Origin of the sequence: Yersinia pekkanenii, from assembly GCF_001152565.1 — a bacterium.
Taxonomy (GTDB): Bacteria; Pseudomonadota; Gammaproteobacteria; order Enterobacterales; family Enterobacteriaceae; genus Yersinia; species Yersinia pekkanenii.
On record NZ_CQAZ01000021.1, the window covers coordinates 62,170 to 87,404 of the forward strand.

Genomic DNA, 25,235 nt, shown 5'->3' on the forward strand with positions numbered 1-25,235 from the left:
GCCAAAAACGCCCGCATGTACTGCCGACGAACGCGCCATCGCGGATCAGAAGGGATACAGTGCGGTCATCGTCTCGGCAATAGCGACGCCAACATCTTTCAGACGGCACATAGTGGCACTTTCATCCTGACGGTGAACAAACAGGCAAGGCTCGCCTTCCCATTCAATAATCGCGGAATCCACTTGTATATCTTGTAATGAGAGGTGGAGCCGCTGCATGATAATCTGCGCATGGTTACCATCGTGGCTAAGTAACTTCAGCCCTATAAGGTCATTATTGGTATCGGCTATCGCCGCCAGTGGTATCGGTTCAACTTTAACCCCGATAAACCCAGACAACCAACGGTAACTTTGCGGCAGACGATGTACTACCGAAAGTTGGATATTATTCACGTGTTTTTCCTAGTCAAAATAAAAATTTAAAAATTACAAAAAAGCACCACAAAGACTTATGCTCACTAAAGTTATAGCCGCTAAGTTGCCATTGCGCCTGATTAAAAATCCGCCAAAATACAACATTGATAACAATTTAGAAACTTAAAACCAACAAAAGCATTTTTGCGCTGTTTTTGACCCTGCGTCACCCTTTTTGCCCAGGTTAAGACTACGGGTTTGGGATTTAGATCCCATTTTTCGTTATATTTATACCTTTATGGCGGTTAGCTCAACCATTTTTATTGCAAAGCCATTACCTAATACCAGCCAAAATTTTACATTTAAAAAACAATTAAAGATTAACATCAACGCATAAATTAATATAATGCATTGATAGATAAATATATTACCTGATCTCAACCACCGTTTTATTGCTAGAAATATCTAATAAAAACGGTTCAATACCCATTTGGGATTTTTTATATTATTGTTCAAAAATTTAACAAAATGATATCAATTGTAACTATAAAATAAATAATTATATTCATACTTTTTATATTGATGGTACGCAAAAAATTCATATTTTTGAGGGGTAATGGGGGCAATATTAAACAGAGTGAATGACTCAAGGTGGGAGATAATTAAGCCAGCAATTAATCGACAAACTGGCGGTCAATCATGTGAATAAAAGGGAACGCCCTAAGGCGCTGGCCCTTATTGATATTGATACCTGCTGCGGGGGTTATTTCACCGCATTTTTATTCGGGCGGCTGGCATAAAGATACAATAACATAGCGACAATGATACAAAAAGCCATTGAGCTGACCATCGGCCAGGCACTCCGTGATGGTGCCATCGACAACAGTGTTCCGATTACGGCACCGATACCAAAACGTAAGGTCCCTGCCAGAGAAGACGCCGTACCCGCCATATGCGGAAAATCATCCAAAATGACCGCCATGGCATTTGAGGTGATCATCGCGATACAACCGACATAAGCCGCGACCCCCAGTACCAATGCCCAGAACCCCATTCCGGTCGCGCAAACCACCAGCAGCCAGATCCCCATAACAAACTGCACTAACATGCCAAATCGGAACATCTTCAGCGCCCCGTAGCGGCGCACATTGCGACTGTTTATCAGCGTCATAACGAATAAAAAGACAATGTTCAGTGCAAAGTAATAGCCAAAGTTCTGCGGAGAAACACCGTTTAAATCGATATAAACAAAAGGCCCGGCACTGAGGAATGAGAACATACCGGCAAAAGAGAAGCCGCTGGCCAACATATAGCTCAACACCCGTTTATGGCGGAATAATGTCGCAAAATTACCGATGGTAGTGCGTAAATGAAACCTTTGTCGCTTCTCTGGCGGCAGGCTTTCTTTGATAAACAGTGCCACCAGTATCGCACCAACCAATGCCGCCCCAGCCATAGTCCAGAAAATGGCATGCCAGCTAAACCACACCAGCAAGGCACCACCGATGATAGGTGCCAGCAATGGCGCGATGGTCATGACCAAGACCACAAAAGACATCATGCGGGAGAAGTCATCTTTGGTGAACATATCGCGCATCAATGCGTTAATCACCACACTCGCCGCAGCGGCGGACAAACCATGCAGGAAACGTAAATTAATCAGTTGTTCAATAGATTGCGCCATCGCACAAGCCATGCCCGCAAGCGCAAAGATTAACGTGCCCCAAAAAATAACCGGTTTACGCCCTATGCTATCGGCCATTGGCCCATAGAACATTTGCCCGATGGCAAACCCCAGCACATAAGCACTCAGGGTCATTTGCACTGCACCACTCTCTACACCAAACTCCTGCGCAATAATGGGCATACTCGGCAGATACATATCAATCGCCAAGGGCATCAACATCGATAGCAAGCCGAGGATAAAGATTAAGCCAAAGTGGGATGTCTGGTTCTTCTCTGCATTCTGATTACTGGCGTGCACGCTAAACAACTCCTTCAATAACCTACCGCGGGTTATATCAACGGCAAAACAGCGCGGAAACAGCCCATCCACGCTGCAATAAAAAATCAATTACAGGTGGGGAGCGCCTACGCTGGCAATCTCTTCTGCGGTCAACGGACGATATTCACCGGGGGCCAAATCATCAAGTTTGATGTCGCCAATTCGCTCACGGTGTAGCGCCAACACACGGTTCCCGACCGCCGCAAACATCCGTTTTACCTGATGATATCGCCCCTCACTGAGGGTCAAACGCACTAACTGTGGCTCAATAACCTCAAGCTGGGCCGGTTTGGTCAGCGAGTCTTCATTATGCAGTTGCACGCCATCAGTAAACTGTTGTGCAGTGTCATCGGACAGCGGGTGTTCCAGTGTCACCAGATAGGTTTTTTCACAATGATGGCGTGGAGAGGTGATCCGATGTGACCACTGACCATCGTCGGTCATCAGGACTAATCCCGTGGTATCGATGTCCAACCGCCCGGCGGCATGAAGCTTGTAAGCCACTGGTTCATCAAGGAAATATAGCACGGTAGGATGATCTGGGTCTTCTGTCGAACACACATAGCCCTGCGGTTTGTTCAGCATGAAGTAACGTGGGCCAACGGTCTGTTGTAATGGGTTGCCATCGAATCTCACGTCTTGTTCTGGCGTCAGCTTAATCGAACCACTTTTGACCACCTCGCCATCAATAGTGACGCGTTTTGCCCGTAACTCGCGCGCGACTAACGCCCGGCTGACACCTAATTGCTGAGATAAAAACTTGTCCAATCGCATTGAATCTACTTTGCCTGTTATAGAGTCGTGCCGTTGACGGGCACGATACCCGTAATCACACCTGCCAACGACGACAGGGTGCTAATAATACGGTGTGAAATGAATGAAGCAGTTTAGGAGGAAATCATTTGCTGCCTACCTGACTCATCAGTATAGCGGCGGTTACCCTATCATCCTAGGAACAGTTACTTAAAAAGCCGTTATTGAGAAACGGTTTATCCCTTCTTATGCGGTATATAACCTTATACGGCCCGACGCTCTCGCTCCAGTCGCATCAGACTGGCATAATAATAGAAAGTTTTTAGTGATGAGGAGAGATAAATGTCACTCATACCGCCCGGGAAAGTGTTACCAATAATGAATAAATTAAAAATGACAAATGCACCTACCGAGGCCCTGTAATGGCCTTTACGCTACGCCCGTATCAGCAAGAGGCCGTGGATGCCACCCTTGCTCATTTTCGCCGCCACGCCGAGCCGGCACTGATTGTGTTGCCCACCGGAGCAGGTAAAAGTTTGGTCATCGCCGAATTAGCGAAACTGGCCCGTGGGCGCGTTCTGGTACTGGCACATGTCAAAGAACTGGTGGCACAGAATCACGCCAAATACTGTGCCTATGGTTTAGAGGCCGATATCTTCGCCGCGGGGCTGCAACAGCGCCAAAGTGAGGGGAAAGTGGTATTTGGCAGCGTGCAGTCAGTGGCACGCAATCTGGCACTGTTTGATAGCGCCTTTTCGCTGCTGATTATCGATGAATGCCATCGAATCAGCGACGAAGAGGACAGCCAATACCAGCAAATCATTCAGCATTTACGTCGCACCAATCCACGCCTGCGCCTATTGGGACTGACCGCAACCCCCTATCGTTTGGGCAAAGGCTGGATTTATCAATTCCACTATCACGGTATTACCCGTGGTGATGAGAAATCCCTGTTCCGCGACTGTATTTATGAATTACCCCTACGGTACATGATTAAGCACGGCTTCCTGGTGCCACCGGAGCGGCTGGATATGCCTGTTGTACAGTATGATTTCAGTCGCCTAACCAGCAACAGTGACGGGATGTTCCGTGCAGCGAATTTAGATCGTGAACTTAAGCAGCAACAAAGGGTTACCCCACATATTGTTAGCCAGATCATTGAGTATGCGGCTGATCGTCGCGGCGTGATGATTTTTGCCGCCACGGTCGAACACGCCAAAGAAGTGTATGGCCTGCTACCCAAAGGCGAAGCGGCATTGGTGAGTGCCAACACACCTCCCGCCGAACGAGATGCCCTAATCTCAGCCTTTAAACAACAGCAATTACGCTATCTGGTGAATGTAGCGGTGCTAACCACCGGCTTTGATGCCCCCCATGTAGATCTGATCGCTATTCTTCGCCCGACCGAATCGGTCAGTTTGTACCAGCAAATTGTTGGTCGTGGCCTGCGGCTATCGCCGGGCAAAGAAGATTGCCTGATTCTGGACTATGCCGGTAATCCTCATGACCTGTTTACACCTGAAGTAGGTACCCGCAAACCCCACAGTGACAGCCAGCCGGTACAGGTATTTTGCCCGGATTGCGGCTTTGCCAATATGTTTTGGGGGAAATGTACCGAGTCTGGTGAAATTATTGAGCACTATGGCCGCCGCTGTCAGGGCTGGTTTGAAGATGATAATGGCGCGCGGGCGCAATGTGACTATCGTTTCCGCTTTAAATCCTGCCCCCATTGCGGGGCGGAAAATGATATTGCGGCCCGCCGCTGCCACCAGTGTCAGGAAGTTCTGGTCGATCCTGATGATATGCTAAAAGCGGCACTGAAATTGAAAGATGCGCTGGTGCTGCGCTGTGGCGGTATGAGTCTGGAAACGGGCCAAGACGCCAAAGGGGAATGGCTGAAAATCACGTATTACGACGAAGATGGCACCAATACCAGTGAGCGCTTTCGCTTAACCACCGCCGCACAGCGCATGGCATTTGAGCAAATATTTCTGCGTCCCCACCAACGGGCACCGGGTGTCGCCCTGAAATGGCAAACAGCGGCGGATATCATCGCTCAGCAAGCACTGCTACGTTACCCTGATTTTGTCGTCGCCCGCCGTCGTGGGCAGTGGTGGCAAATCAGAGAAAAGGTATTTGATTATCAGGGGCGTTTCCGGCAGGCTGACTCCCTCGCCTGAGCCGCATTCAGCCTGATATTTTCGCAGTTTTATTTGCTGTCTGGTCGATATTTCGCTAGAATGCAGCCCGCTTTGCTCTGGGTTTACCCAATCAAAGCCGAGTATCGAACCTGTTGCTGGGTCGCCTGTAGCAGGGTAAATTTTCTTTAAGAGAAAACAAAATGACCACTATCAAAGTAGAAGTACGTAACGACCAGGGTAAGGGTGCGAGCCGCCGCCTGCGTGTAGCAAATAAATTTCCGGCCATCATTTACGGTGGTTCAGAAGCCGCTATCTCTATTGCTCTTGACCATGACACCACCAAGAACCTTGAACTGAAACCGGGCTTTTATGATTCCGTACTGACTCTGGTTGTTGACGGTAAAGAAACCAAAGTTAAAGTACAGGCTGTTCAGCGTCACGCTTTCAAGCCAAAACTGACTCATATCGACTTCGTTCGCGTTTAATCGCATCGCTTTCGATATTCGGGACGCCGAAATAAAAAACGCCGCTGATGCGGCGTTTTTTATTGGCTGAATAAATTCACCGTGCCAACCGTTACTTCTTCCCCGAATTGCGCTGTAACTGGTCACGCAGATTGGGTGGCGTGCCTTTAATGGTCAGCGTATCGGTGGCGGCATCCCAGAAGATACGTTCCCCCAGCAGCAAGGCGTCAAAATTGATACTCAAGCCACCGCCACTGCCTGCAAATTTGGTCAACTGACGCAAGGTTCCACGATCCGCCGGGAAGCTCTCTTCCAGGGCATAGCCCTGTTCAGTTGAGAATTGCTGGAAATCCTTTTCGCCCAATTTTGGCAGTTCCTGGGAAAGCGCCTGCAAAGCAATCTCTTCACCGGCCTGCAACTGCTCATTACAATAGCTATAAACTTGCTGGCGGTATGCCTGACGCTCATTTTTGCCCAACTCAGCATCAGCACAGTAGTCGTCAACCGCCTGTAATAACCCACGGTTTTGCGCTTTGGTATCCAGCCCTTCTGCTGCAGACAGAAAATCCATAAAGAAGTCAGATACTTTACGCCCTACCCGCCCTTTCAGGAACGTCAGATAACGGGTTGATTCCGGATTGTTTTCCCATTCAGTCAAATCAATGCGGGCGACAATATCAGCGCGATTAATATCGAGATAATGGGTCGAGCTCAGATCAAGCTGCTCGTTCACTCGCATGCTATTACAACTGCTCAGCACCGAGATCAACAAATACTCCACCGCCAGATAACGGTATTGGCAAAACAGCACCACACCACCTTCAGCAAACGGATATTTGGCTAACTCATCACGTAAACGCCCAGTTGCTGCACGGCTAAAGCTGAGGAAGTCTTCATCACCCTTACGGCTTCGTTTCAGCGCATTAGCCAGCTCACTCTGCTCATTAAACAGCCCATAAGCTTTACTTTTGGCGCTGTAAACACGATGCAGCTCGGCCATCATTTCTTCAACTACAGCATTGGCAGGTAACAGAGAATCGCGCAACACCACATCAAGCGTTTGTTCATCACGTTTGATAAGCTGATGTAAGGCTATCTGGTCGATATCCAGACTCATGATAAATACTCCTTTTGGCTAGGGGCGTATTCAATCACTGATGCCTGAGAGCTGCAACCCTAAAGCGATGACACCCCTCAATTAATGGCTAATGATTCTTAATGCTATAAAATAGCGGAAAAGCGCGTCTCTATACGGTAAGATGTGGGACTTTGTCAGGTGTTGAGTACAATTTTTATGCCACAATCATCCCGTTATAGCGACGAACACGTTGAACAACTACTGTCTGAATTGGTCTGCGTACTGGAAAAACACCGTACCCCAACCGATCTTTCTTTGATGGTGTTGGGAAATATGGTAACAAATCTGATCAATACCAGCATTGCTCCGGCGCAACGCAAAGTATTGGCACGTTCTTTCGCTGAAGCTCTTCAGGCTTCGGTACGTGAAGATAAAGCTCATTAATTTATCGGCCAAGACTGCAATCTCAATATGGTGACAAATAGTCAGCGCTATCGTGAAAAAGTCTCCCAGATGATCAGCTGGGGGCACTGGTTCGCCCTGTTTAATATCCTGTTCAGCCTGGTGCTGGGTAGCCGCTATCTGTTTGTCTCTGATTGGCCCTCATCGCTACTTGGCCGTGTCTATGCTCTGGTCAGTTGGCTCGGGCATTTTAGTTTTATTGTTTTTGCCGCCTACTTGTTGGTGATATTCCCACTCACCTTTGTGGTGATGTCACAACGGCTACTGCGTTTTCTTTCCGCCGCCTTTGCCACCGCGGGCTTAACCCTGCTTTTGGTTGATACCGAGGTTTTCACTCGTTTCCATTTACACCTTAATTCTGTGGTATGGGAATTAGTGGTTAACCCGGATCAAACCGAACTGGCGCGCGACTGGCAATTAATGTTTATTGCCGTACCGATCATTTTTCTGATCGAGATGCTAGTGGGCACCTGGGCTTGGCAAAAACTGCGTAGCCTTAACCGGCAGCGCTTTGTTAAGCCATTGGTTGTTGTCTTTATTTCTGCATTCTTTGCTTCTCATCTGCTTTATATTTGGGCCGATGCCAATTTCTACCGCCCAATCAGTATGCAGCGAGCCAATCTACCGCTCTCCTATCCGATGACTGCCCGTAAGTTCCTTGAGAAACACGGCTTACTTGATCAACAGGAGTATCAACGTCGGTTGGTGGAGCAAGGCAATCCGGATGCATTGGCAGTTGAATATCCGCTCAACCCAATTACCTTCAGCGATAAAGGCAGTGGTTATAACCTGCTATTAATTGTGGTTGACGGTATTCGTGTCAGTAGCCTGCAAAAAGACATGCCTACATTGGCAGAGTTTGGCCGTTCAAATATTCAGTTTGATCAACACTACAGTTCGGGCAACCGTCAGGATACTGGCTTGTTTGGTCTATTTTATGGTATTTCGCCTACCTATTTAGACGGTATTCTCTCTGCGCGTAAACCGTCTGCATTTATTACCGCATTGAGCGCGCAGGGTTATCAATTTGGCCTGTTCTCATCTGATGGCTTTGAATCGCCACTCTACCGTCAGGCGCTGTTAACTGATTTCACCTTACCTGCACCGGCAGAGCAAACGGACCGAGAGACTACGGCACAATGGCAACAATGGCTATCGACACTAAAAAGCAATGCCCCATGGTTCTCGTACATTAACTTGAACGGGGCGGCTGAAGCACAAGACCCGGTCACCGGGCAGAAAGTTGCATTACCGGCTAACTTTATCCACAACTATCAGGCAGGCGCAAAAGATGTGGATCAACAGATCGCGACTATTCTGGAGACCCTGAAACAGCGCGGCCAGCTCGATAAAACCGTGGTTATTATTACTGCGGCCCATGGCATCGAGTTTAATGATAGTGGCAATAATAACTGGGGTGCAGGCAGCAGCTTTAACCGTCAACAGCTCCAAGTGCCATTAGCAGTCCACTGGCCGGGTACACCAGCGCAGGCCGTGAATAAGCTGACCAATCATGAAGACATCATGACGACACTGATGCAACGGTTGTTACATGTAAAAACTGCATCAGAAGATTATTCGCAAGGGGAAGATTTGTTCGCTGCACAGCGTAACAATAACTGGGTGGCGACGGGCGACAATGGCATGCTGGTTATTACTACGCCAACACAAACGATTGTATTAGATAATAACGGTAAATATCGGACTTATGATGCACAAGGCAATGAAATCAAAGATGAAAAGCCTCAGTTGCCACTGTTGCTGCAAGTGCTGACAGATATAAAACGATTTATTGCGAATTAGCTCTAAAAACAGCCCTTAGAGCGTACAAAAAGCAGACAATAACTTTGCCAAGTCTTGCATTAATAACAATAAAATGTAGTATAAACATCGCAGCATCGGCATGTAGCGCAGCTTGGTAGCGCACCGTCATGGGGTGTCGGGGGTCGAAGGTTCAAATCCTTTCATGCCGACCAAAATACCTCAAGAAAACCAATCCGTTAGGGTTGGTTTTTTTGTTTGTGGGATTTGGCTGGTGTGGCTGTGGTGTGAAACCGTTACCCGCACCTGGCCAGCCAGGTAATCATGAACAGACCGGGCCATTGTTACTCTGGCGCTACTGGCCACTCGATATCAGGAGCAGTGCCAACATCATCGCCACCACCTCAATATACATCCCTGCCCCATCATCATATGCGCGACTTATCGCCGGAATTACTGTCTTTAAATTAAACGATCGTTTTAAACGATCAATAAGCTCGTATTGATCTGTGTAACCAATTTGAATATTTAGCGTTCAACTCCTACCCTATCGCCATAACTTAAAAGGACGATCACATATGAAATGGAACATTATCTCTGGCAATGAAGCGCACTTTTCCAATGCGCCCGAGTGGGCTATAAAATTAATATTAGTAGATGGGAGCACGGCGTGGTGGGATGGTCAAAGTAAACTTATTGATAGTCCTGTAGTTGTTCCCCCTTGCCTCTTCGAGTATGAAGAAGAATTTAAACTTATCGCAGAACGTAAAGCCTGCTGATTATTCAGGCTCATCGGTCCCAACAGTCGGTACGTAAGTGGGAGCAGCAATAAGTTCCCGCATCGACTCCGGAAAGCTATGATAGTAATCATGCCATCGTTTATCACTGTATTCTACATGTCCAATCCTCCGGTGAAAATTCACCACAACCCCACGCTATTATTTTCTGTTCTGTATTATCTTCAAACGCGACACTAGCCATATATTTATCTCCTAGAAAGTATACCCACTGACTACCATGGCATATGCATATGAAGTACCAGTCCCGGTTATTGTTATATACACCGAAGCGATGTTATTAAATATAGTACACCACGCCGTACCACAAACTAATGCCGTGCTTGATTGAAATCTAATTCGTCCATTCGCATTCGTATTTTGTGGCGAGGTAGTCACTGTTGTATTACCAGACCCCCCAATGTTCGCGGAAGATTCACACAATACAGACAACGAGTTAGCCGGAATTATCCCCGTCATGTCTACTTTTTGCCCTGTCGCTGATGTGGACCCACTTATCGCCGGATAAGATGTTATTGTTACTGTCCTATCAACTTGATATCCGAAAGCAAAAGCGCTTGCGGATATACGGCGAACACTGATTAAGGCTGATGCAGTGTACCCCGCAGGTAGTGTTACTCCGCATATTTCCGGCGCTACCGATCCGCCGATGCTTACAGCTCATGCGGGATATTCTTTATGTGGTAGTTGGAAGTGAGGCCCGTCTTTCAGTCACCGCCCCACTCAATCGGAACGCCAATATCTTTGGACGCCTGTTTGAATGCGCTGGCTATCTGTTCGTAGTATTTCCATTCCCACGATCCGGCAGATGTGGGGTAAGCAAACACATCAATAGCGTGTCCGGTCAAGTGGCGGCTGTTCATCGTCTGACTTTTACCGCTGGCTACCAGCTCCTTTTGCCGTTCTACTGGGCGGAGACCTTCGATAACACCAAAATCAACTGCTGACAGCTCAAGGGCGCATCGAACCAGATAAACAGCACAGAATGCCCAATATATAGTGAACACGGAGATTCCCGTACTCAAAAAGTCTAAAGCCTGCCTCTGTGTTAACAGCCAAAAAGAAGAACCTATACCTACTATTAGGATGCTTAGCAGTTTGTACCCATTTTCTTTATTCAGTGCATTTGATTGGTAAATTTCTCGGATGCAATCTTCGCCCTATTTTTCCAGAAAGTTTACCAATTCATCATCAGCATCCAGAAAATAATCATCAGCCAACTTTTTCATAACTATGATCTCGTCGGCATTGCAATGGGAGGATTTTACCTTAATGCTTTCAGTGTAACATCTGCGCATTCACCACATTCGGCTGGGTACTGTTTCACAACGATTGGATTAACCAACCCAGTACCCATGCGAATGTAGAAATGAAAAAGCCCAACCAGTTAGGGCTGGGCTTTGAAATATAGTGTTGTGATAGCTAGTTCCACGGGAAGAACGACTGAGCCAACAATCACTATAAAAGCAACTATCACAACAGAGAAGCGCATCAGGCAATTTCCGTAAGGAGACGCCGATAGTGCAATCAACAACACCTGATGCACTTTTCTCTTGGAACTCACTTAAGAAAGCAGGCTGGACATCTCAGGGTATCCCGTCATCGACTTAAACCCAGCCTATCCATTATTTGGTCCGCCATCGAGGACTTGAACCACGTACCTTCAGCTTAGAAAGCTGTTGCTCTTTCCGGATGAGCTAATGGCGGTTAGGGTGTGCATTCTACCATCAATTAATAAACATATTATCAACAGGGTTATTTTTCAGATAATTCAGACATTACTCACCCCTTCCAGTGAAGTAAATCTACCAATGTGCTGACCGCATACCCTAAAAACGACAAAGCCCCGCGATATTCGAGGCCTTTTTTAAGGGTGTAAGCTACGTGACTAAGTAACCACTCTTAACGCAATAAAGGGTAAGATTCGTAACGAATAGCTTTTTATTCAGTTTTCCCACTATTATATTTAGTTGTCCATTCATCCATTTCTAATTTTACTCCCGCCATAAGCAGGCAGGCATCAACAAAAGTTTCCGCTATCATAAGTTTTAGTCTGACCTTCCCCTCAGAACATTTCTGATGTCGGGCAATAGCCGACTTCGAAATACCTTTTTTGTAGTGCTGCACAATCAGGTCATAATCCTCTTCACGCGCGACCTTCTTAAGTCGCCCTACCGCCGCATCCACCAGCAGCCCATCATCATCACAACAAGATTCTTTACGACTGGCGGTCACTGGCAATAACCCCTTAAATCCCGCCGCGATAGATGAATAATCGGTACCGGAATTATCGCGCGCCCAAACGCCCCAGCGGGCCAAAACTAAAGAAAGGTCTCTCATGCTAAAGCCCCTATACCGATCGAACGATCCATAAAACGAAATAACAGAACTATCTGGCTGCCATATTCTTCTTCCCATGCGCGCTGGTTGTCATGCAATTTGTCATGGCAGGTACGACACCACGGGAATGTGAACAAGTCATGAGCCTTAGTTGCTGTCCGATGATATGGTGAGGGTCACAGCCACCGTTACCACACCCGCAGCAAGGCTGCGATTTCACCCATTGCAGGTATTTCCGGTTCTCCCACTGCCGCAGTTTTGGCCTAAGCATAAAACCTGCTGGTGGTTCGGCATCGACCTTTAAGGCCCCGCAAGTCCTGAGTTGGGATATTTAGCTTTGTGCTCATTATGTTCCCGTAGTCAGGCTCATTCAGTGTAAAAGGACTGGTTTTGATAAAAGCTAATATATGTCGGCAGTATTGATGCTCACCGCGCAACTTCTCAACGGCGCGAACAGCATACCCACAGATGGCCTCATATCTCTTTCTGGCATTCCTTTGGCTTGACCCGTAGAGTGCCAAAATGCAAAAAGCGTTCACATGAAAGTGGCTTTAATACTGCTGTGAATTTACCATTTAAATATTGCGCGATAGTAGTAACATTAAGCATTATATTGTCAATATGTAATAAGCGTAATAATTAAAATAGTGTTAGTTAATTATATAAAAAATCATCTTGTTTGGTTAGTGTATTTCCCCCATTTTTAGTTTAAAATAATATTTACTTATTGTTAGTTATTTCTTTAGTGAAGGTATGATTAATTTATATTGCTTGATGTATATATCCATAGTCCATTTTTAATTGAGAAATTATTTCTCGCATGATTATTTTTATTGGTTAGCGTTTTTCCATGTGAGCCACCTGGTGGCTATAGTTAAGGTGGTTTTTATTGATTAAAGTGTTTTTTTGACGAGTCAGGAGTTTATTTTATGGAAGATAAAAAAATCAGTCCCTCAGATGAATCTAGCTTGATTGTTGATTCACTCAGTAAAATACCCCTCATTTCCATAATGGAAAAGGCCAACATTCCTTGGGCTATAAAAGATAATAAATCCAAATTTGTTTATTTAAATGAATCTTGTCTTGATTTGTTTGATATTCAGCCTGGCTTTGATTTTGAAGGGCGTTTAGATGAGGAAATGCCATGCCAATGGTCTGAGTATAGTGATAGTTTCAAGGCTCACGACAGAAAGGCGGAGCAAAGTAGAGAGGGCGCAGAGATCATTGTAACGTCTTCTTTTGGGCGTGAAAGGATCCTTTCACCGTGGTACTTCCCTAAATTTCCTATTTATAACCAAAAGGGGGATGTGTTAGGAACTGTTTTTTATGGTAAAAAATTTAACTTTCTTTCTGTATGTGATTTTTTTAAAAGCTTAAAACCCTCTGTTATTACTCTAACCCCACCTATTGAGGATTTTTCAGAAAAGGAACTTGATATAATATTTTATGCAATTCAAAAAATGACAGCAAAAGAAATAGCAGAAAAATTATTCTTATCAAGTAGAACCATTGAAAATAGGATTAGATTTATTTATGAGAAAGTGGGCTGTCACTCTTTAAAAGATTTTATTGAGTATTGCCATGCGTCAGGTTTGAATAACTATGTTCCTAAGAAAGTTCTACGTGAAGGGGTTAATTTCTTCTGGTGATTGAGTAGCTTATTAATAATAAACCACCTAGAGATCCGTATTGCTTGAGGTTTTATGGAAGGTATAATGATCAGCTTATACTTTTTGGCTATGATTTAGGGTGATCGCTCAGCCGGTCACCCTGTTGGCTTTACCCCTAGCATCACCGATAATGTGGCGGCTGTTCATTGTCTGGCTGGCCCCCTTTTCTTTTTGCCGTTCTACGGGGCGAATACCCTCAATAATGCCAAAATCAACCGTTGATAATTCCAGTGCGCGGCGAGCCACGTTCACCTGAGCAGCATTACCTTGCAAAAATACAGACTCTTTCGGCGATACTGATCAAACAACATGGTTAAAAGGAAAGTTTCCCCATGAATATCGGATTTATCCTGTTCTGCATTTACGTGATTGGAGTTATTGCTTCTACTTTTATCATCTTCCCACTCACGCGGGATAACAGTTTGATAGTAAGGTGTTTATCCTCATTTCTTATCGGCATAAGCTGGCCCTTGAGTTTGCCCGTTGCCTTACTGCTCTCGATGTTCTAATTACGAATACAGAGAATACGGAATTAAAAAGGTTGTGTCGCGTTAACGGCGGCAGGTCAGCAAAAGTGGTATGGCCGTTTATTTAGGCAGGCAACATCAAAAAACAACATGTTACCTTCCTGCGCCTTAATGCGACAGAACCAGGGAAATGCCACCCAGATTATTGAGCGACCTTCCCTGCTATTGTGGTGGCTTAAATGTTACAGATCTTCACCGTTGCTACTGATAACTTTCTTATACCAGTCAAAGCTCAATTTACGTGAACGGGCCATGGTGCCGGTGCCGTCATCGTTCTTATCCACATAGATAAAACCATAACGTTTGCTGTATTCACCGGTGGTGAATGATACGCAGTCAATGCAGCCCCATGGGGTATAGCCCATTAAATCAACACCATCTTCAAACACCGCTTTTTTCATCTGCTCAATATGGGCTTTGAGATAAGCAATACGGTAATCATCATGTACCATGCCGTCGGCGGCCACTTTATCAATAGCGCCAAAGCCATTTTCAACAATAAACAGCGGTTTTTGGTAACGCTCGTACAATACACTCAATGAATAACGCAAACCGACAGGATCAATCTGCCATCCCCAATCTGAAGCTTTAACATGTGGGTTCGGCACACTGCCTTCAAAGCCAGAAAGTGAGTTGCCGTTGCCCGGATTGGTCGCAGAAACCGCGTTACTCATGTAATAGCTCAGTCCCATATAATCGGCGCAACCTTCACGCAACGTCTCAAGGTCCCCCTCCTCCATCTTGATGGTGAAGCCGCGACGCTCCCACTCGTTCAAGATATATGACGGGTAATAACCGCGCATGTGGACGTCGCCGAACAGATAACGTTCGCGCATAGCTTCAACGGAATACATCATGTCATCCGGGTGGCAGGAGAATGGGTACAATGGCACCATTGCCACCATGCAACCAATCTTGAATTCCGGATTAATGGCATGGCCGAGTTTGACCACTTTAGCACTGGCAACAAACTGGTGATGCAGCACTTGATACAGGGTTTCTTCCGGGTTTTCCTGCTCCGTGAATACCACGCCCGAACAACAATAACCAAACAATGGATACTTCCAGTTACGCTGGTTATTGATCTCGTTGAATGTCATCCAGTATTTGACTTTGCTTTTATAACGCTCCATCACCACTTCACTGAATTTCACGAAGAAATCGACCACTTTACGGTTTTTCCAGCCACCGTATTCTTTAACCAAATGCCAAGGCATTTCGAAGTGAGATAAGGTAATGACCGGTTCGATACCGTATTTCAGTAACTCATCAAACATGTCGTCGTAAAATTGCAGACCCGCTTCATTGGGTTGCTGCTCATCACCGTTCGGGAAAATACGTGTCCAGGCGATAGACGTACGGAAACATTTGAAGCCCATTTCCGCAAACAATGCGATGTCTTCTTTATAATGGCTATAAAAATCAACCGCTTCATGGTTTGGATAACGGTAGCCGTCCTGCACACCGTCGGTCATCACGCGGTCAACACCATGAGCGCCACCGGAAAGCACATCGGCAATACTCACGCCTTTGCCGCCTTTATCCCAACCACCCTCTACCTGATGTGCTGCGACTGCGCCGCCCCATAAGAAATCTTTCGGTAATTGTTTGTGGCTCATAACACTCTCCCTTAAATACTGCGGGCAATTTATACACCCTGAAAATGAAAATCAGTGGCGGGGCTGATTTATCCGATGACCTTATTTTACCTGATAAACTTATTGGCCTGACAACCTTAATTGCCTGACAAACCCCGCCTAACAATTAAAACAGCTAGCTCTGGTTCATTTGTGCTTGAGCAATCTGTGCCTCAGGTGCTTCAGAATGACGTTGTTGTTCCACCGGCTCCGGCTCATCAGTAAAGCCAACCAGCCAGGTGAACACGGTGCCCAATACGAAAGCGACGGTGATAGACAGCAGGAAACCCAGGAACTGCGTCATATGCCCTTCTTTGAAAAAGACCGGCAGCACGGCGATACCGGGTAAGCAGTAGCTCCACGACACCGCATTAAACGAACCGGCGATAGCGCCACCAATCCCACCGGCGGCACAACTGCATAAGAAAGGTTTTTTCAGCCGTAATGCCACACCGTAAATTGCCGGTTCGGTAATACCGAATAAAGCAGTAATACCCGCCGACAGTGACATGCCTTTCATCTCACTGTTACGGGTTTTTAAATAAACACCAAACATGGTGCCTGCCATGGCGAAGACCGCAGAAGCTTGCAGGCCGGTAAAGGTGTCATAACCCAGTGTCGCGTAGTTACCCACCGTGACCGGTGTGATACCCCAATGCACGCCCAATGTCACCAATGGTTGCCAGAAAGCTCCGACCATAAACCCTGCAACCGCCGGACTAAGGTTATAAAGCGTATTATAAACACCGCCAATCGCACCACCGATCAGGTTGCCTATTGGGCCGAACACTAATAACGTCAATGGAACCATGATGGCAATACAAAACATCGGGGTAAACAGGTTACGCACTACCATCGGCAGGATCCGTTCAAAGAAGCGCTGCACGTAGGACATAGCCCACACCATCAAAATAATCGGGATAACCGAGGCGGTGTAACTGAGGTATTGCACGGGAATACCGAAGAAATCCAAGGTTGGGGACGATAATGGAATACCCGCAATGGTATTCAAAATATGGGCAATCTGCGGATTATTCAGTGCTTCATGCATCAGTTGCTGAACTGCCGGATCGGCCGAGTTCAGGGTGGTGATTTTGTTGGCCGTCAGCATATTCATATAATCGGGGCTGATCAGCGCGCAAGCCGTAATCACGGCAGTAAAGGGATTAACATTGAATTTTTTGGCGGCAGTAAAGGCCACCATCACTGGCAGGAAGGTAAACCCAGTCCAGGAAACAAAATTCAGAATGCGATAGGTGCCGCTAGCGGCATCCATCCAGCCAATCGCAGCCAGAAAAGAAATAATCCCCTGTAAGATACCGCATGCAGCTAGCGGATAGAGGAAAGGTGCGAAAATACTGGAAATGATATCCATCAGGCGGCTAACAATGCCTACCTTGGGTGCAGCAATCGGAGCACTTTCATCGATATTAATCAGGCTGATGACATGTTTATAGGCATCGCCGACGTGATTACCGATCACCACCTGCATTTGCCCGCCAGCCTCAATAACGGTAATGACGCCTTTAACACGATTTAACCGCTCTTTATCAATAGCTTTATTATCTTTCAATATAAAACGTAAACGGGTAGCGCAATGTGTGACATTAATCACATTATTATCGCCACCAATATATTTAATTATTTCCCGCGCGGTCAATGCGTAATCTATTGCCATTATTAATCTCCTGTCACCGGTGCTGAGCGTAAGATAAAAACGTTATCGACTTATTATTAATATTTTTAGTCGACTGGAATTGGAGTTTAACAAAAAGAAAAGCTAAGTCACGATATAACAAAATTCGTAATTTGGAATATGTTACACCTAAAAAACACCCTGTTTCACACTGTTTTTATTAGCTTATTCTAGGTTCTTTATGTATGAGTTTCGGTAGTTTCTTGCCAATGGTTTCAATAATATATAATACCGGAATTTGAGTGGTAATATTATAATGACCTTCTAAAACCAGAGGCGGCATATGGTAGGAGATATTAAGATCAGCCATTTTGGCGAGAGTAGAGTTATCACTGTTAGTCAGGCTGATTATCTTGCAATTCTGTAAATTGAACTGATTGGCAATGCGGATAATTTCTTCTGTTTCACCAGAGACGGAGAGGATGATAGCAATAGCATCTTGATACATATCACTGTTGATAGGGTAATAAGGATCGTCAATATAAGTACTGAACTTACCTATATTAGAAAAGAAGCGGGCGCTGTATTTCCCCAAGGCACCGGAAGTCCCTATGCCAACAAAAATAATTCGGCGAGTGGCGGCTATTTGTGCCGCAGCGGTATCAAGTAATTCATCAAACTCACTATTATTAATACTTTTAAAATAGCTAATTATTTCACTGATACCAAAACTGACCGGTAATTTTTCATCATGTTGTAAATAGAGTTTAAAACGGACACGGAATTCAGAGTAGCCATCACAATTCATTTTTTTGCAGAAACGTAAAACAGTGGTGGTAGAAACGCCAGCAGCATCAGCCAGTTCCCTGATGGTCATATACATCACTTTGTCGGTATTTTTTGTGATGTAATTATAAACGATCAATTCCAGTTCGTTCAGCGCTGATATTTCTTTATATGTAAACATACTGATACCTGAAACGAGGCTATGGCCTGAGATACGCGAATTTAGCATAAAATGGGGAGACTAACGAGGGCGTTATTGCGGGTTGGGGTAGCATTGCGGAGCCTGCTTAAGCAGGCAGATGAATAGACCGGGCCATTAAGCCCGGTTTGGTATTATTACTTAGGTGCTACCGGCCACTCAATATCGGGTGCGGTTGATTGTAGCCCGGCGATTTTTTCGCATCACATCGCTACACAGTAATATGCCTATTCTGCACAATACAAAATAGGATGCTAGAAATGCTTGTATTAATCTCCCGATTGTTTGTTATAACACCCTAATAAAGTAGGGCGTTCTTCTGCTGGATTATATTTATAGATGGTTTGGCTGAGAATCAATCAGTACGGGTTCCCCTTTATCATTAACTGATAACTCTTTGCCTTCGGGGATGCGTGATGTTGTGAAAAACCAGTTGTCATCGGGTAATTCAGTGCACTCGCTTACATCATGCATACCAACTATGTATTCTGTTTTCGTTGTAGGATTAAAGTACCTCATGTGTCAGTCTCCATGAAAAACCGTTCATTCCTGTATCCACACCCGCGCTCGTCATTGCAAGCACACTGAACGATGTTGTTGTAGTTGCGTTGTCGTTAACCATGATTCCTCTTAAGGCAGATGGTGTATTAGTCTTGTAGTGGGCGGTCAAAAGTACGTTATCGAACTGAACCTCCGAGGGGAGTGGTATGGGCAAAATTACATCTCCGGTTCCGTTAGCCCTCGTTGAGGCAAAACCATGCATTTCAATAGTGTTGTCGTTATATTTTTTCCAGTAGCCATTAGCATTTCTTCCACTATTCACAATGACTGCTGTTTTTCCTGGTGCTGACACATCTCCAAGACCAAGGTTTACGAGAACCGTAGCAATAGCCGTTGGGCCAGCAGCTTTTATCTCAGAGAGATTATTGCCAGCTTGCAAAAATAACTTTTTCATTGCGGCTAATATTTGAGTGTCATCATTTGGGTCTAACACTAATCCTCCCACTTGAACAACTTCAACTAATTCCCGCTGAATAGTATTAAACCACTCGGCCGGTAATATCGTTGGGGGAACACCACCGGCAACATTGCCGTCGGTAAACTCGCCATTACTGTCGGCGCGTGTATTAGGAATATCGCCAATTTTTTGCATAGAAAATCCTCACCCGTTAAGGCGTTTTAAATTAATAGAGATTGGTTAGTTAGCTAACGTAGCCAAATTTCAGAATGCTATGAGACGGATTTAACACGGTTAAGCGGCACTCTAGTTGCTTATTACCCCATGAGCGCAGCGGATCACTGCAATAAGTTAAGCTGCACTGAGCATAATTAATGGTGGTTTCCGGTGCGGTTATCAGCCAGGTAAATGGCCACTCTTCACCGTTTAGAGCATCACCACAAACAGACATTCCCGCGCAAGCCTGCCGATATTGGCTGATAGCAATGCTGTAACCCAACGCCATTGCCACACGGATAAAATAGGCCGCAGACTGGCCACCGATGCCAAACAGTTTCGACACCACTGCCCGCTGACGCTGGATCATGCTGTCCACTTCACCAATGGCACACAAATCCGGCAGCCCCACAGTGGCTTCCCACTCGGGGAGCATGGCGGTGGCCGTGGCAGGGAAAGCGGACGACAGTAAATCCTGCGCATCTTCATCACTGCGCTGATAAGCATTGGCCAGCGCCCGCAGTACCCCAGTTTGCACCCCATCCGGTCGCCGTGGCCAAACTAATCCCATCGGCATTAATGCTTGTAACGCTTCGGTATATTCACTGACAGCATAGCGGCTCATAGGTAGCCCACTGTACCCCTGACGGGGAGTTTGCCGGTTTGCAGCTCAATGTTGGCCGCCGGAGATTGCATAATAAAACCACCGGTACCGGCAACCTCGCCGATAGCCAATAGCAGCGATGACCACAGAATTTTGCCACCGGGTTCGCCTTCAGTGAAAAACACCTCGTCGATGGCGGCATTGATCGCAGCGGTAGTGGCACTGTCCGCATTCGGAATTCCACTGATAACAAAATCAATGAGTTGTGCTGCTGGAGCACAAACATAGACCACCGCAATGATCGGTTGCTGTGGATAAATATTATCTGCCACCCGCCCCTGATCACCGCTGGCTTTTACCGCGCCCCATGACTCCAGAGATGAAATACCGTCGCTACCCTGTGGGAAACCACCGTGATCATTGCCATCACACATGATATAGATCCCCACCGTACCCGCCCCCATCAAGCGCCGTTTAACCCAGCAACGAGTCACTCCCGACACCGCTAACGCCCAGGATTGATAATCGGTGTCATTACCCCCCTGTGGGACGTTCTGATAGGCCAATAGCATACGGGAGCGAAAGGCATCTTCGGATTCAATATCCGCGCCTCCCGTGATTTTGCTCAGCGCCGTGGCGGTGGCCTGAACACCATCAATAGCAATATCCAATGTGAGAACCGTCCCTGCGGCACTGTTGCCACGGTTACCACCGCCAGTAGCATCGTCCAACGGACTGGGCAACAGTGCGGTAATTTCGCCAAATGCGCTGCCATCAGTGGCGATCTTCAGTTCATTATCGAGCCGATACGGGTAACCGTCAGCCCGATTGAGCAAGCGCCCGGCGGGAATAACTCGCCCGGCAATGCCACTGAAGCGAACATCGGCGCAACGGGCTGGATTCGCTGCTTTGCGGAATATATCTTTCAGTGCCGCCCAGGCAGCAAGATACTCGTCGGTCGCATTGTAAGGTGTGGCTTGTCGGGCAATATAATCCAAATAACCGTAATGCAGATGAGCCATACCGGCGTCTGCGTCACTGATCACCCCGATATTGGAGAAACGCAGTAAGTTACCGCCGGTTTTCAGTTCCGATTGGATATAAGACTGATTTCGTTGCCGCAATTCGCTTAATGTGGGTCGATTAAATGGCATGAATTACTCCTCCCATACCCATGAAAATTTAGCTGATGATTGAGTTTTACCCGGTTGTTGATAAGCAATCAGTAGCAACAATGTGTTGGGATAAATGATTTGTGTACGAGTGGTGATTGCCGCCACGACCCCCTCTTCCATCAGCCAGGCCAGTGCTTCCGCCGCGTAATCCTCCGCTTTAATAGCAAGCTGAGTGGTGAGTTTCTGTCGCCGCAGCAACCACAGCCGCGAACCGATGGGCGATGTCGCACCGCTGTCACCCCACCAGCCGCGGCGATCATCCCCATCAATAGCATCATCCATCCGCGCCAAGCGATCAGTGAACAAACTCAGCAAAATGGCGGTATGCAAATCATCACCATCCAGTAAACCACCATTACCTGTTTGCCAGTCACCCAGCGACGCATTAACATCCCAAACTGTTTTAATATCGGTTGTCATCTCACCACCTTAGCGGGCGCTTCACTGGTGAGTGTTGCACTGCCCGACTGTACGTTTTTGAGTTGATGATTATGGCTGTTATAGGCATCACGTAAGGTTTTCAACGTGGTGCTATTGCTACCCGCGTTATCAACGATGTCGCCGCTGACCTCCAGTAACGGCGTATTGAGCTGTACTTTTACCGATGCGTTTACCGTGACTTCTGTCGCGTTATTCACCGTGACTGGCTGATTATTAGCCTCAATAATCACGCCACTTTCCGTCAGTTTTATAAATTGCCCCCACTGGGAGTAAATCACCGTTTCCCCGGCAGTTAGCCCCGAATGGCGGTAAGACGGATGGTTGGATGCGATAATCAGGCCGCTGGAGCGGTCTCCCCCCAGAAAACCGATAACCACATCACTGCCGGCAGGCAATCCCGATGAGAAACCAAACTCGGCCAATCTGGGGGTATCACTGTGGACCTCCAGTTGCGTTTGATATTGCACGGTTTGCACCCCATCGCTATCGTCGGAGGCGGTGACTCGCCCGATCCCTAGTAGCATTTTTATCTGCCGGTACAAGGTCGAAATTTGCCCACTCAGGTCATTCATTGTTAGTCTCCTGTTTCACTTGATGTTATAGGGCTGAAATGTAAAGGCTGCCGGTGGCATCAAGGTCATTTTCGCTATCGTTCCCTTCTCATTTTTCAGGTAAAGCAGGTCCGATAGCAGCCACAGCTCATCTTTCAGCCCCATAGCAGGAATAGTGATTGGAATCAATGTATTGACTTCCCATAGTCGATTATCACGATCGCGCCAACTGTCCACATCTACTGTCAGGACTTTGGCGCGACCGTAGCGGCGGTTCATTTCCCAATCGAGGCAATCTTTCAGTAGATGCAGTGAGTTCACGGTACTTTCGACGATAATGACGCGATTACGATGGCGATCCGGAAACTGCTCAGCCAATTGGCTATCCCGCGTGGTGAGCAACACCGAGGTGTTATTGCCACCCGAGGGCGAACGCTGGGCCACGGCATTGGCAGAGAGCACCACACCGGTATAATCAGTAAAGCGTTGATTAATATCAGTATGAAGATTGGCACTTAGAATGTTGACGCCTTGCGCCACGCCACTTGCTGCTTTACGGGTTCCGGCCCGCGTCAGATATAGATTGCCATCCGGCTGGTCGTAATAAAGCAACGCTGCCGGACGAGTGACATGATCAATGACTGCTTGTGCCGTTTCCCCCCAATTGAGCGTGAATTGCGGCACGATAGTCATGTCGGTGATATCGGAAGTCACTTTAATGCCGTAAGGTTCGGCCAGTTTTTGCGCAATCTGCAATACCGTAGACTGGCTGATCACACTGTTAGGCCACTGGGCAGAACAATCCACTAAATCCTGGCACTTGCTACGTCCCTTGGCGCTGATTTCATGGGTTGTGGCCGTAATCGCGCTATCCCAGCTATCGATATAGCCATTGAGTACCGCATCATTACCCAATTTAACCACACAGGGATCGCCGGGGTTAACCCACTGCTGCCCTTCACTGGCAGGATAGCGGTCCATCAGTGAGAGTTCAAAGCTGCTGGGTAATTTTTCTATGCCTCGCGTGATCTGTATTTTGCTCCAGCCGGTTATCGCCCTGCCACCCACTTCCAGCGTCAGGTCATCACTTATGATTGTATTATTCATAGATTTAATGCCTTAAAGCGGATCGGCATAAATGCTGGATGAATAGGATTGGCCATTTTCACCAACGCATCACCGCGTGATGCATCCTGATACAGCCGGTTTGCCAACATTAGCGCGGGCAGTGAGCGGTTAAAGCTGACCTCGCCAACCCGCGATAAATTAGCCCCCGCCTGTTGTAACAGCGCCACGATAGATCCCCGCATTTGCAGCAACGCACGGTAGGTTTCATCATTGCCGTGATCGGCTGCCGCCAATGCCTGGCCGTCAATGACTTCACACACCCTTCCTAGCACTGCAACGGCATCGTCATAGCTTTCCGGCTGATATTGCGCCGCCGCCTGGACCATCGCCCCAGCGCATAGGGTTGTCATTAAGTGATGACTGGCATCAGCAACCGCCATGTCACTGTTATTCGCGCGGAACGTCTCATTGTGGGCCGTCGCCAGGTTTTCCGTGATGCGGATAACATCCAGAGTACTGATGCCACTGTTCAGCAGCGCATTAACCAGCAGCAACATCTGGTCGGCATGGCCGTCAATACTGTTGGCACTAAGCAATTCGCCCACCGCAGCCTCAATCGCTGCCTGCCCTTCGACGGCAAACGCCAACCGTTGCGCCACCAGCCGCGATAAATCCGCAGTATCACTTTGCTGACTCACCACCGTTGTCGCCCCCGAACTACTGCCGCCCACCGTGCCGTGGTTGTAGCGACCATAGCGGTTGCGGCCAAAGGTTGAGCGCAGTGTATTAGCCAGATTATTGGCTTCATTGGTAGTGTTGGTCACCATCCGCCCCCAAAAAGCCGCGGTGCTTTTCAGCGTTTTTATCGCCTGCGTGGCCGAGCGCATTTCACCTTTCACAGTTGAGATAAAACCGGCAACGGCTTTGGCGCTAAGACCCAACCAGGACGACTGAATGGACGCGCCCATTTCCGCTGAACTGGTGATGGCAAAGGCACGCAAGCCTGATTCGATCACGGTTAAAGTGAATGAAAACACCCGCCCATCCGTCGCCCTCTCATCAATTTTTAAACCGCTATCAATGACACTTACTGTCATTTCACCGAGAGTTGGGTGGACCAGCGTAGCAGCCCCCGCCATTTCACATGCTGCAACCAATGAATCACGCTGAGTCATTACATCCGGCGCAGTATAGATTTGGCTGTTTTGTACCAGAAAGCCGGTCAAGACCATGCTTCGGGCGCTACGACCGAGATCTTCGATATAACTGGTATCACGATAGGGATAGCTGTGTACTGCCTGACGGCGGCCAAAAGTGCCAGAACCGCTACTGATTACAAAGGGAACACCACGAAACGAGGCTTGATGTAGGTGTTCCGACCATTGCCAGCTATCATCACTGCCGCCCAAGAGTGCTGATAATGTATTACCGATAAGTGACATTTATCTCTCCTTTCATATAGTTATGATCCATAAAAAATCACAAACCATTAATAATGATGAACTCTAGAAAGTAAAAAACTCGCCGCAGCGAGTTGCAGACTGCTGAAAAAGTCGAATGAAGGGGGATCGTGCCGTTGGGGTCGTAGTGGCGTGAGCCACCGGAGTGCCCC

General features: G+C 47.1%; 21 protein-coding genes, 2 tRNA genes and 5 pseudogenes. 8 read left to right on the forward strand and 20 right to left on the reverse strand.

What is annotated here, in order from left to right:
• Positions 1–45: 45 nt before the first annotated feature.
• From AEP37_RS12245 to rsuA, 3 genes are all read right to left on the reverse strand, one after another.
• Positions 46–393 (reverse strand): YejG family protein, encoded by a 348-nt coding sequence (locus tag AEP37_RS12245; RefSeq protein ID WP_049613573.1) that lies wholly within the window; start codon positions 391–393, stop codon positions 46–48.
• 724 nt (positions 394–1,117) lie between these two features.
• The gene (locus AEP37_RS12250; protein ID WP_049613574.1) at positions 1,118–2,338 is read right to left on the reverse strand and encodes a Bcr/CflA family multidrug efflux MFS transporter; all 1,221 of its coding nucleotides are present in this window, start codon (positions 2,336–2,338) and stop codon (positions 1,118–1,120) included.
• Between the two features lie 90 nt (positions 2,339–2,428).
• A complete protein-coding gene (rsuA, locus tag AEP37_RS12255; protein ID WP_049613575.1) occupies positions 2,429–3,133 on the reverse strand; it encodes a 16S rRNA pseudouridine(516) synthase RsuA in 705 nt (234 codons plus the stop codon).
• 401 nt (positions 3,134–3,534) lie between these two features.
• On the opposite strand from rsuA, the gene AEP37_RS12260 reads away from it, so the two are divergent.
• The gene (locus AEP37_RS12260; RefSeq protein WP_049613576.1) at positions 3,535–5,292 is read left to right on the forward strand and encodes a DEAD/DEAH box helicase; all 1,758 of its coding nucleotides are present in this window, start codon (positions 3,535–3,537) and stop codon (positions 5,290–5,292) included.
• A gap of 161 nt (positions 5,293–5,453) precedes the next feature.
• A complete protein-coding gene (rplY, locus tag AEP37_RS12265; protein WP_049613577.1) occupies positions 5,454–5,738 on the forward strand; it encodes a 50S ribosomal protein L25 in 285 nt (94 codons plus the stop codon).
• Between the two features lie 91 nt (positions 5,739–5,829).
• Here the strand turns inward: rplY and yejK are convergent, their stop codons facing one another.
• Positions 5,830–6,834, reverse strand: coding sequence for a nucleoid-associated protein YejK (gene yejK, locus AEP37_RS12270; protein WP_049613578.1), 1,005 nt, complete (start codon positions 6,832–6,834; stop codon positions 5,830–5,832).
• Positions 6,835–7,011: 177 nt separating this feature from the next.
• Here yejK and AEP37_RS12275 point away from each other — a divergent pair, with 177 nt between their 5' ends.
• From AEP37_RS12275 to AEP37_RS12290, 4 genes are all read left to right on the forward strand, one after another.
• A complete protein-coding gene (locus AEP37_RS12275; protein ID WP_049613579.1) occupies positions 7,012–7,239 on the forward strand; it encodes a YejL family protein in 228 nt (75 codons plus the stop codon).
• Positions 7,240–7,266: 27 nt separating this feature from the next.
• Positions 7,267–9,060: an LPS biosynthesis-modulating metalloenzyme YejM gene (gene yejM / locus AEP37_RS12280; protein ID WP_049613580.1), complete on the forward strand. Its 1,794-nt coding sequence runs from the start codon at positions 7,267–7,269 to the stop codon at positions 9,058–9,060.
• Positions 9,061–9,156: 96 nt separating this feature from the next.
• Positions 9,157–9,233, forward strand: a tRNA-Pro gene (locus AEP37_RS12285).
• 363 nt (positions 9,234–9,596) lie between these two features.
• Positions 9,597–9,797, forward strand: a complete 201-nt coding sequence (locus AEP37_RS12290; protein ID WP_049613581.1) for a hypothetical protein — start codon at positions 9,597–9,599, stop codon at positions 9,795–9,797.
• Between the two features lie 678 nt (positions 9,798–10,475).
• On the opposite strand, the pseudogene AEP37_RS12295 reads toward AEP37_RS12290, so the two are convergent.
• The 5 genes and pseudogenes from AEP37_RS12295 to AEP37_RS26530 all read right to left on the reverse strand — a co-directional run.
• Positions 10,476–10,840, reverse strand: a pseudogene (locus AEP37_RS12295) (M15 family metallopeptidase).
• Positions 10,841–11,445: 605 nt separating this feature from the next.
• Positions 11,446–11,522 (reverse strand) — tRNA-Arg (locus AEP37_RS12300).
• A 234-nt stretch (positions 11,523–11,756) separates the two neighbouring features.
• Positions 11,757–12,155, reverse strand: coding sequence for an antiterminator Q family protein (locus tag AEP37_RS12305; RefSeq protein ID WP_049613582.1), 399 nt, complete (start codon positions 12,153–12,155; stop codon positions 11,757–11,759).
• Positions 12,152–12,426: pseudogene (locus tag AEP37_RS24895) on the reverse strand (DUF968 domain-containing protein). The gene AEP37_RS12305 and the pseudogene AEP37_RS24895 overlap by 4 nt, the downstream one beginning before the upstream one ends.
• Before the next feature lie 31 nt (positions 12,427–12,457).
• Positions 12,458–12,631: pseudogene (locus tag AEP37_RS26530) on the reverse strand (DinB/UmuC family translesion DNA polymerase); the annotation flags it as partial.
• A gap of 453 nt (positions 12,632–13,084) precedes the next feature.
• On the opposite strand from AEP37_RS26530, the gene AEP37_RS12310 reads away from it, so the two are divergent.
• Positions 13,085–13,804 carry a helix-turn-helix transcriptional regulator gene (locus AEP37_RS12310; protein ID WP_049613583.1) on the forward strand — a complete coding sequence of 240 codons (720 nt, stop codon included), beginning with the start codon at positions 13,085–13,087 and terminating at the stop codon, positions 13,802–13,804.
• A 138-nt stretch (positions 13,805–13,942) separates the two neighbouring features.
• On the opposite strand, the pseudogene AEP37_RS12315 reads toward AEP37_RS12310, so the two are convergent.
• A pseudogene (locus tag AEP37_RS12315) lies at positions 13,943–14,098 on the reverse strand (M15 family metallopeptidase); the annotation flags it as partial.
• Between the two features lie 59 nt (positions 14,099–14,157).
• Between AEP37_RS12315 and AEP37_RS24290 the strand changes: the two are divergent.
• Entirely contained in the window at positions 14,158–14,334 is a 177-nt protein-coding gene (locus tag AEP37_RS24290) for a GhoT/OrtT family toxin (RefSeq protein WP_053101961.1), read from the forward strand.
• A gap of 200 nt (positions 14,335–14,534) precedes the next feature.
• Here AEP37_RS24290 and AEP37_RS12320 read toward each other — a convergent pair whose 3' ends face one another.
• From AEP37_RS12320 to AEP37_RS12370, 10 genes and pseudogenes are all read right to left on the reverse strand, one after another.
• The gene (locus tag AEP37_RS12320; protein ID WP_049613584.1) at positions 14,535–15,971 is read right to left on the reverse strand and encodes a 6-phospho-beta-glucosidase; all 1,437 of its coding nucleotides are present in this window, start codon (positions 15,969–15,971) and stop codon (positions 14,535–14,537) included.
• Positions 15,972–16,125: 154 nt separating this feature from the next.
• Complete coding sequence (locus AEP37_RS12325; protein ID WP_049613585.1) at positions 16,126–17,667, reverse strand: PTS transporter subunit EIIC; 1,542 nt, start codon at positions 17,665–17,667, stop codon at positions 16,126–16,128.
• Between the two features lie 178 nt (positions 17,668–17,845).
• Complete coding sequence (locus AEP37_RS12330; protein ID WP_049613586.1) at positions 17,846–18,592, reverse strand: MurR/RpiR family transcriptional regulator; 747 nt, start codon at positions 18,590–18,592, stop codon at positions 17,846–17,848.
• Positions 18,593–19,454: 862 nt separating this feature from the next.
• Positions 19,455–19,763, reverse strand: a pseudogene (locus AEP37_RS12340) (phage tail protein); the annotation flags it as partial.
• 49 nt (positions 19,764–19,812) lie between these two features.
• Positions 19,813–20,409, reverse strand: coding sequence for a YmfQ family protein (locus AEP37_RS12345; protein WP_049613588.1), 597 nt, complete (start codon positions 20,407–20,409; stop codon positions 19,813–19,815).
• Complete coding sequence (locus tag AEP37_RS12350; RefSeq protein ID WP_049613589.1) at positions 20,406–21,542, reverse strand: baseplate J/gp47 family protein; 1,137 nt, start codon at positions 21,540–21,542, stop codon at positions 20,406–20,408. Before AEP37_RS12350 ends, AEP37_RS12345 begins: the two co-directional genes overlap by 4 nt.
• 3 nt (positions 21,543–21,545) lie before the next feature.
• Positions 21,546–21,983, reverse strand: coding sequence for a phage GP46 family protein (locus AEP37_RS12355; protein WP_049613590.1), 438 nt, complete (start codon positions 21,981–21,983; stop codon positions 21,546–21,548).
• Positions 21,980–22,576, reverse strand: a complete 597-nt coding sequence (locus AEP37_RS12360) for a phage baseplate assembly protein domain-containing protein (RefSeq protein WP_049613591.1) — start codon at positions 22,574–22,576, stop codon at positions 21,980–21,982. Before AEP37_RS12360 ends, AEP37_RS12355 begins: the two co-directional genes overlap by 4 nt.
• A 15-nt stretch (positions 22,577–22,591) precedes the next feature.
• Positions 22,592–23,647, reverse strand: a complete 1,056-nt coding sequence (locus tag AEP37_RS12365) for a phage baseplate assembly protein (RefSeq protein ID WP_049613607.1) — start codon at positions 23,645–23,647, stop codon at positions 22,592–22,594.
• Positions 23,648–23,658: 11 nt separating this feature from the next.
• Entirely contained in the window at positions 23,659–25,065 is a 1,407-nt protein-coding gene (locus AEP37_RS12370) for a DNA circularization protein (RefSeq protein ID WP_049613592.1), read from the reverse strand.
• Positions 25,066–25,235: the final 170 nt, after the last annotated feature.

Excerpts from the sequence above, each read along its gene's own strand:
- AEP37_RS12305 (WP_049613582.1), bottom strand. The coding sequence starts at position 12,155 with ATGAGAGACCTTTCTTTAGTTTTGGCCCGCTGGGGCGTTTGGGCGCGC.
- AEP37_RS12370 (WP_049613592.1), bottom strand. The coding sequence starts at position 25,065 with ATGTCACTTATCGGTAATACATTATCAGCACTCTTGGGCGGCAGTGAT.
- AEP37_RS12275 (WP_049613579.1), top strand. The coding sequence starts at position 7,012 with ATGCCACAATCATCCCGTTATAGCGACGAACACGTTGAACAACTACTG.
- AEP37_RS12360 (WP_049613591.1), bottom strand. The coding sequence starts at position 22,576 with ATGAATGACCTGAGTGGGCAAATTTCGACCTTGTACCGGCAGATAAAA.
- rplY (WP_049613577.1), top strand. The coding sequence starts at position 5,454 with ATGACCACTATCAAAGTAGAAGTACGTAACGACCAGGGTAAGGGTGCG.
- AEP37_RS12355 (WP_049613590.1), bottom strand. The coding sequence starts at position 21,983 with ATGACAACCGATATTAAAACAGTTTGGGATGTTAATGCGTCGCTGGGT.
- AEP37_RS12320 (WP_049613584.1), bottom strand. The coding sequence starts at position 15,971 with ATGAGCCACAAACAATTACCGAAAGATTTCTTATGGGGCGGCGCAGTC.
- AEP37_RS12325 (WP_049613585.1), bottom strand. The coding sequence starts at position 17,667 with ATGGCAATAGATTACGCATTGACCGCGCGGGAAATAATTAAATATATT.
- AEP37_RS12350 (WP_049613589.1), bottom strand. The coding sequence starts at position 21,542 with ATGCCATTTAATCGACCCACATTAAGCGAATTGCGGCAACGAAATCAG.
- AEP37_RS24290 (WP_053101961.1), top strand. The coding sequence starts at position 14,158 with ATGAATATCGGATTTATCCTGTTCTGCATTTACGTGATTGGAGTTATT.
- rsuA (WP_049613575.1), bottom strand. The coding sequence starts at position 3,133 with ATGCGATTGGACAAGTTTTTATCTCAGCAATTAGGTGTCAGCCGGGCG.
- AEP37_RS12310 (WP_049613583.1), top strand. The coding sequence starts at position 13,085 with ATGGAAGATAAAAAAATCAGTCCCTCAGATGAATCTAGCTTGATTGTT.
- yejM (WP_049613580.1), top strand. The coding sequence starts at position 7,267 with ATGGTGACAAATAGTCAGCGCTATCGTGAAAAAGTCTCCCAGATGATC.
- AEP37_RS12290 (WP_049613581.1), top strand. The coding sequence starts at position 9,597 with ATGAAATGGAACATTATCTCTGGCAATGAAGCGCACTTTTCCAATGCG.
- AEP37_RS12330 (WP_049613586.1), bottom strand. The coding sequence starts at position 18,592 with ATGTTTACATATAAAGAAATATCAGCGCTGAACGAACTGGAATTGATC.
- AEP37_RS12345 (WP_049613588.1), bottom strand. The coding sequence starts at position 20,409 with ATGAGCCGCTATGCTGTCAGTGAATATACCGAAGCGTTACAAGCATTA.
- AEP37_RS12260 (WP_049613576.1), top strand. The coding sequence starts at position 3,535 with ATGGCCTTTACGCTACGCCCGTATCAGCAAGAGGCCGTGGATGCCACC.
- yejK (WP_049613578.1), bottom strand. The coding sequence starts at position 6,834 with ATGAGTCTGGATATCGACCAGATAGCCTTACATCAGCTTATCAAACGT.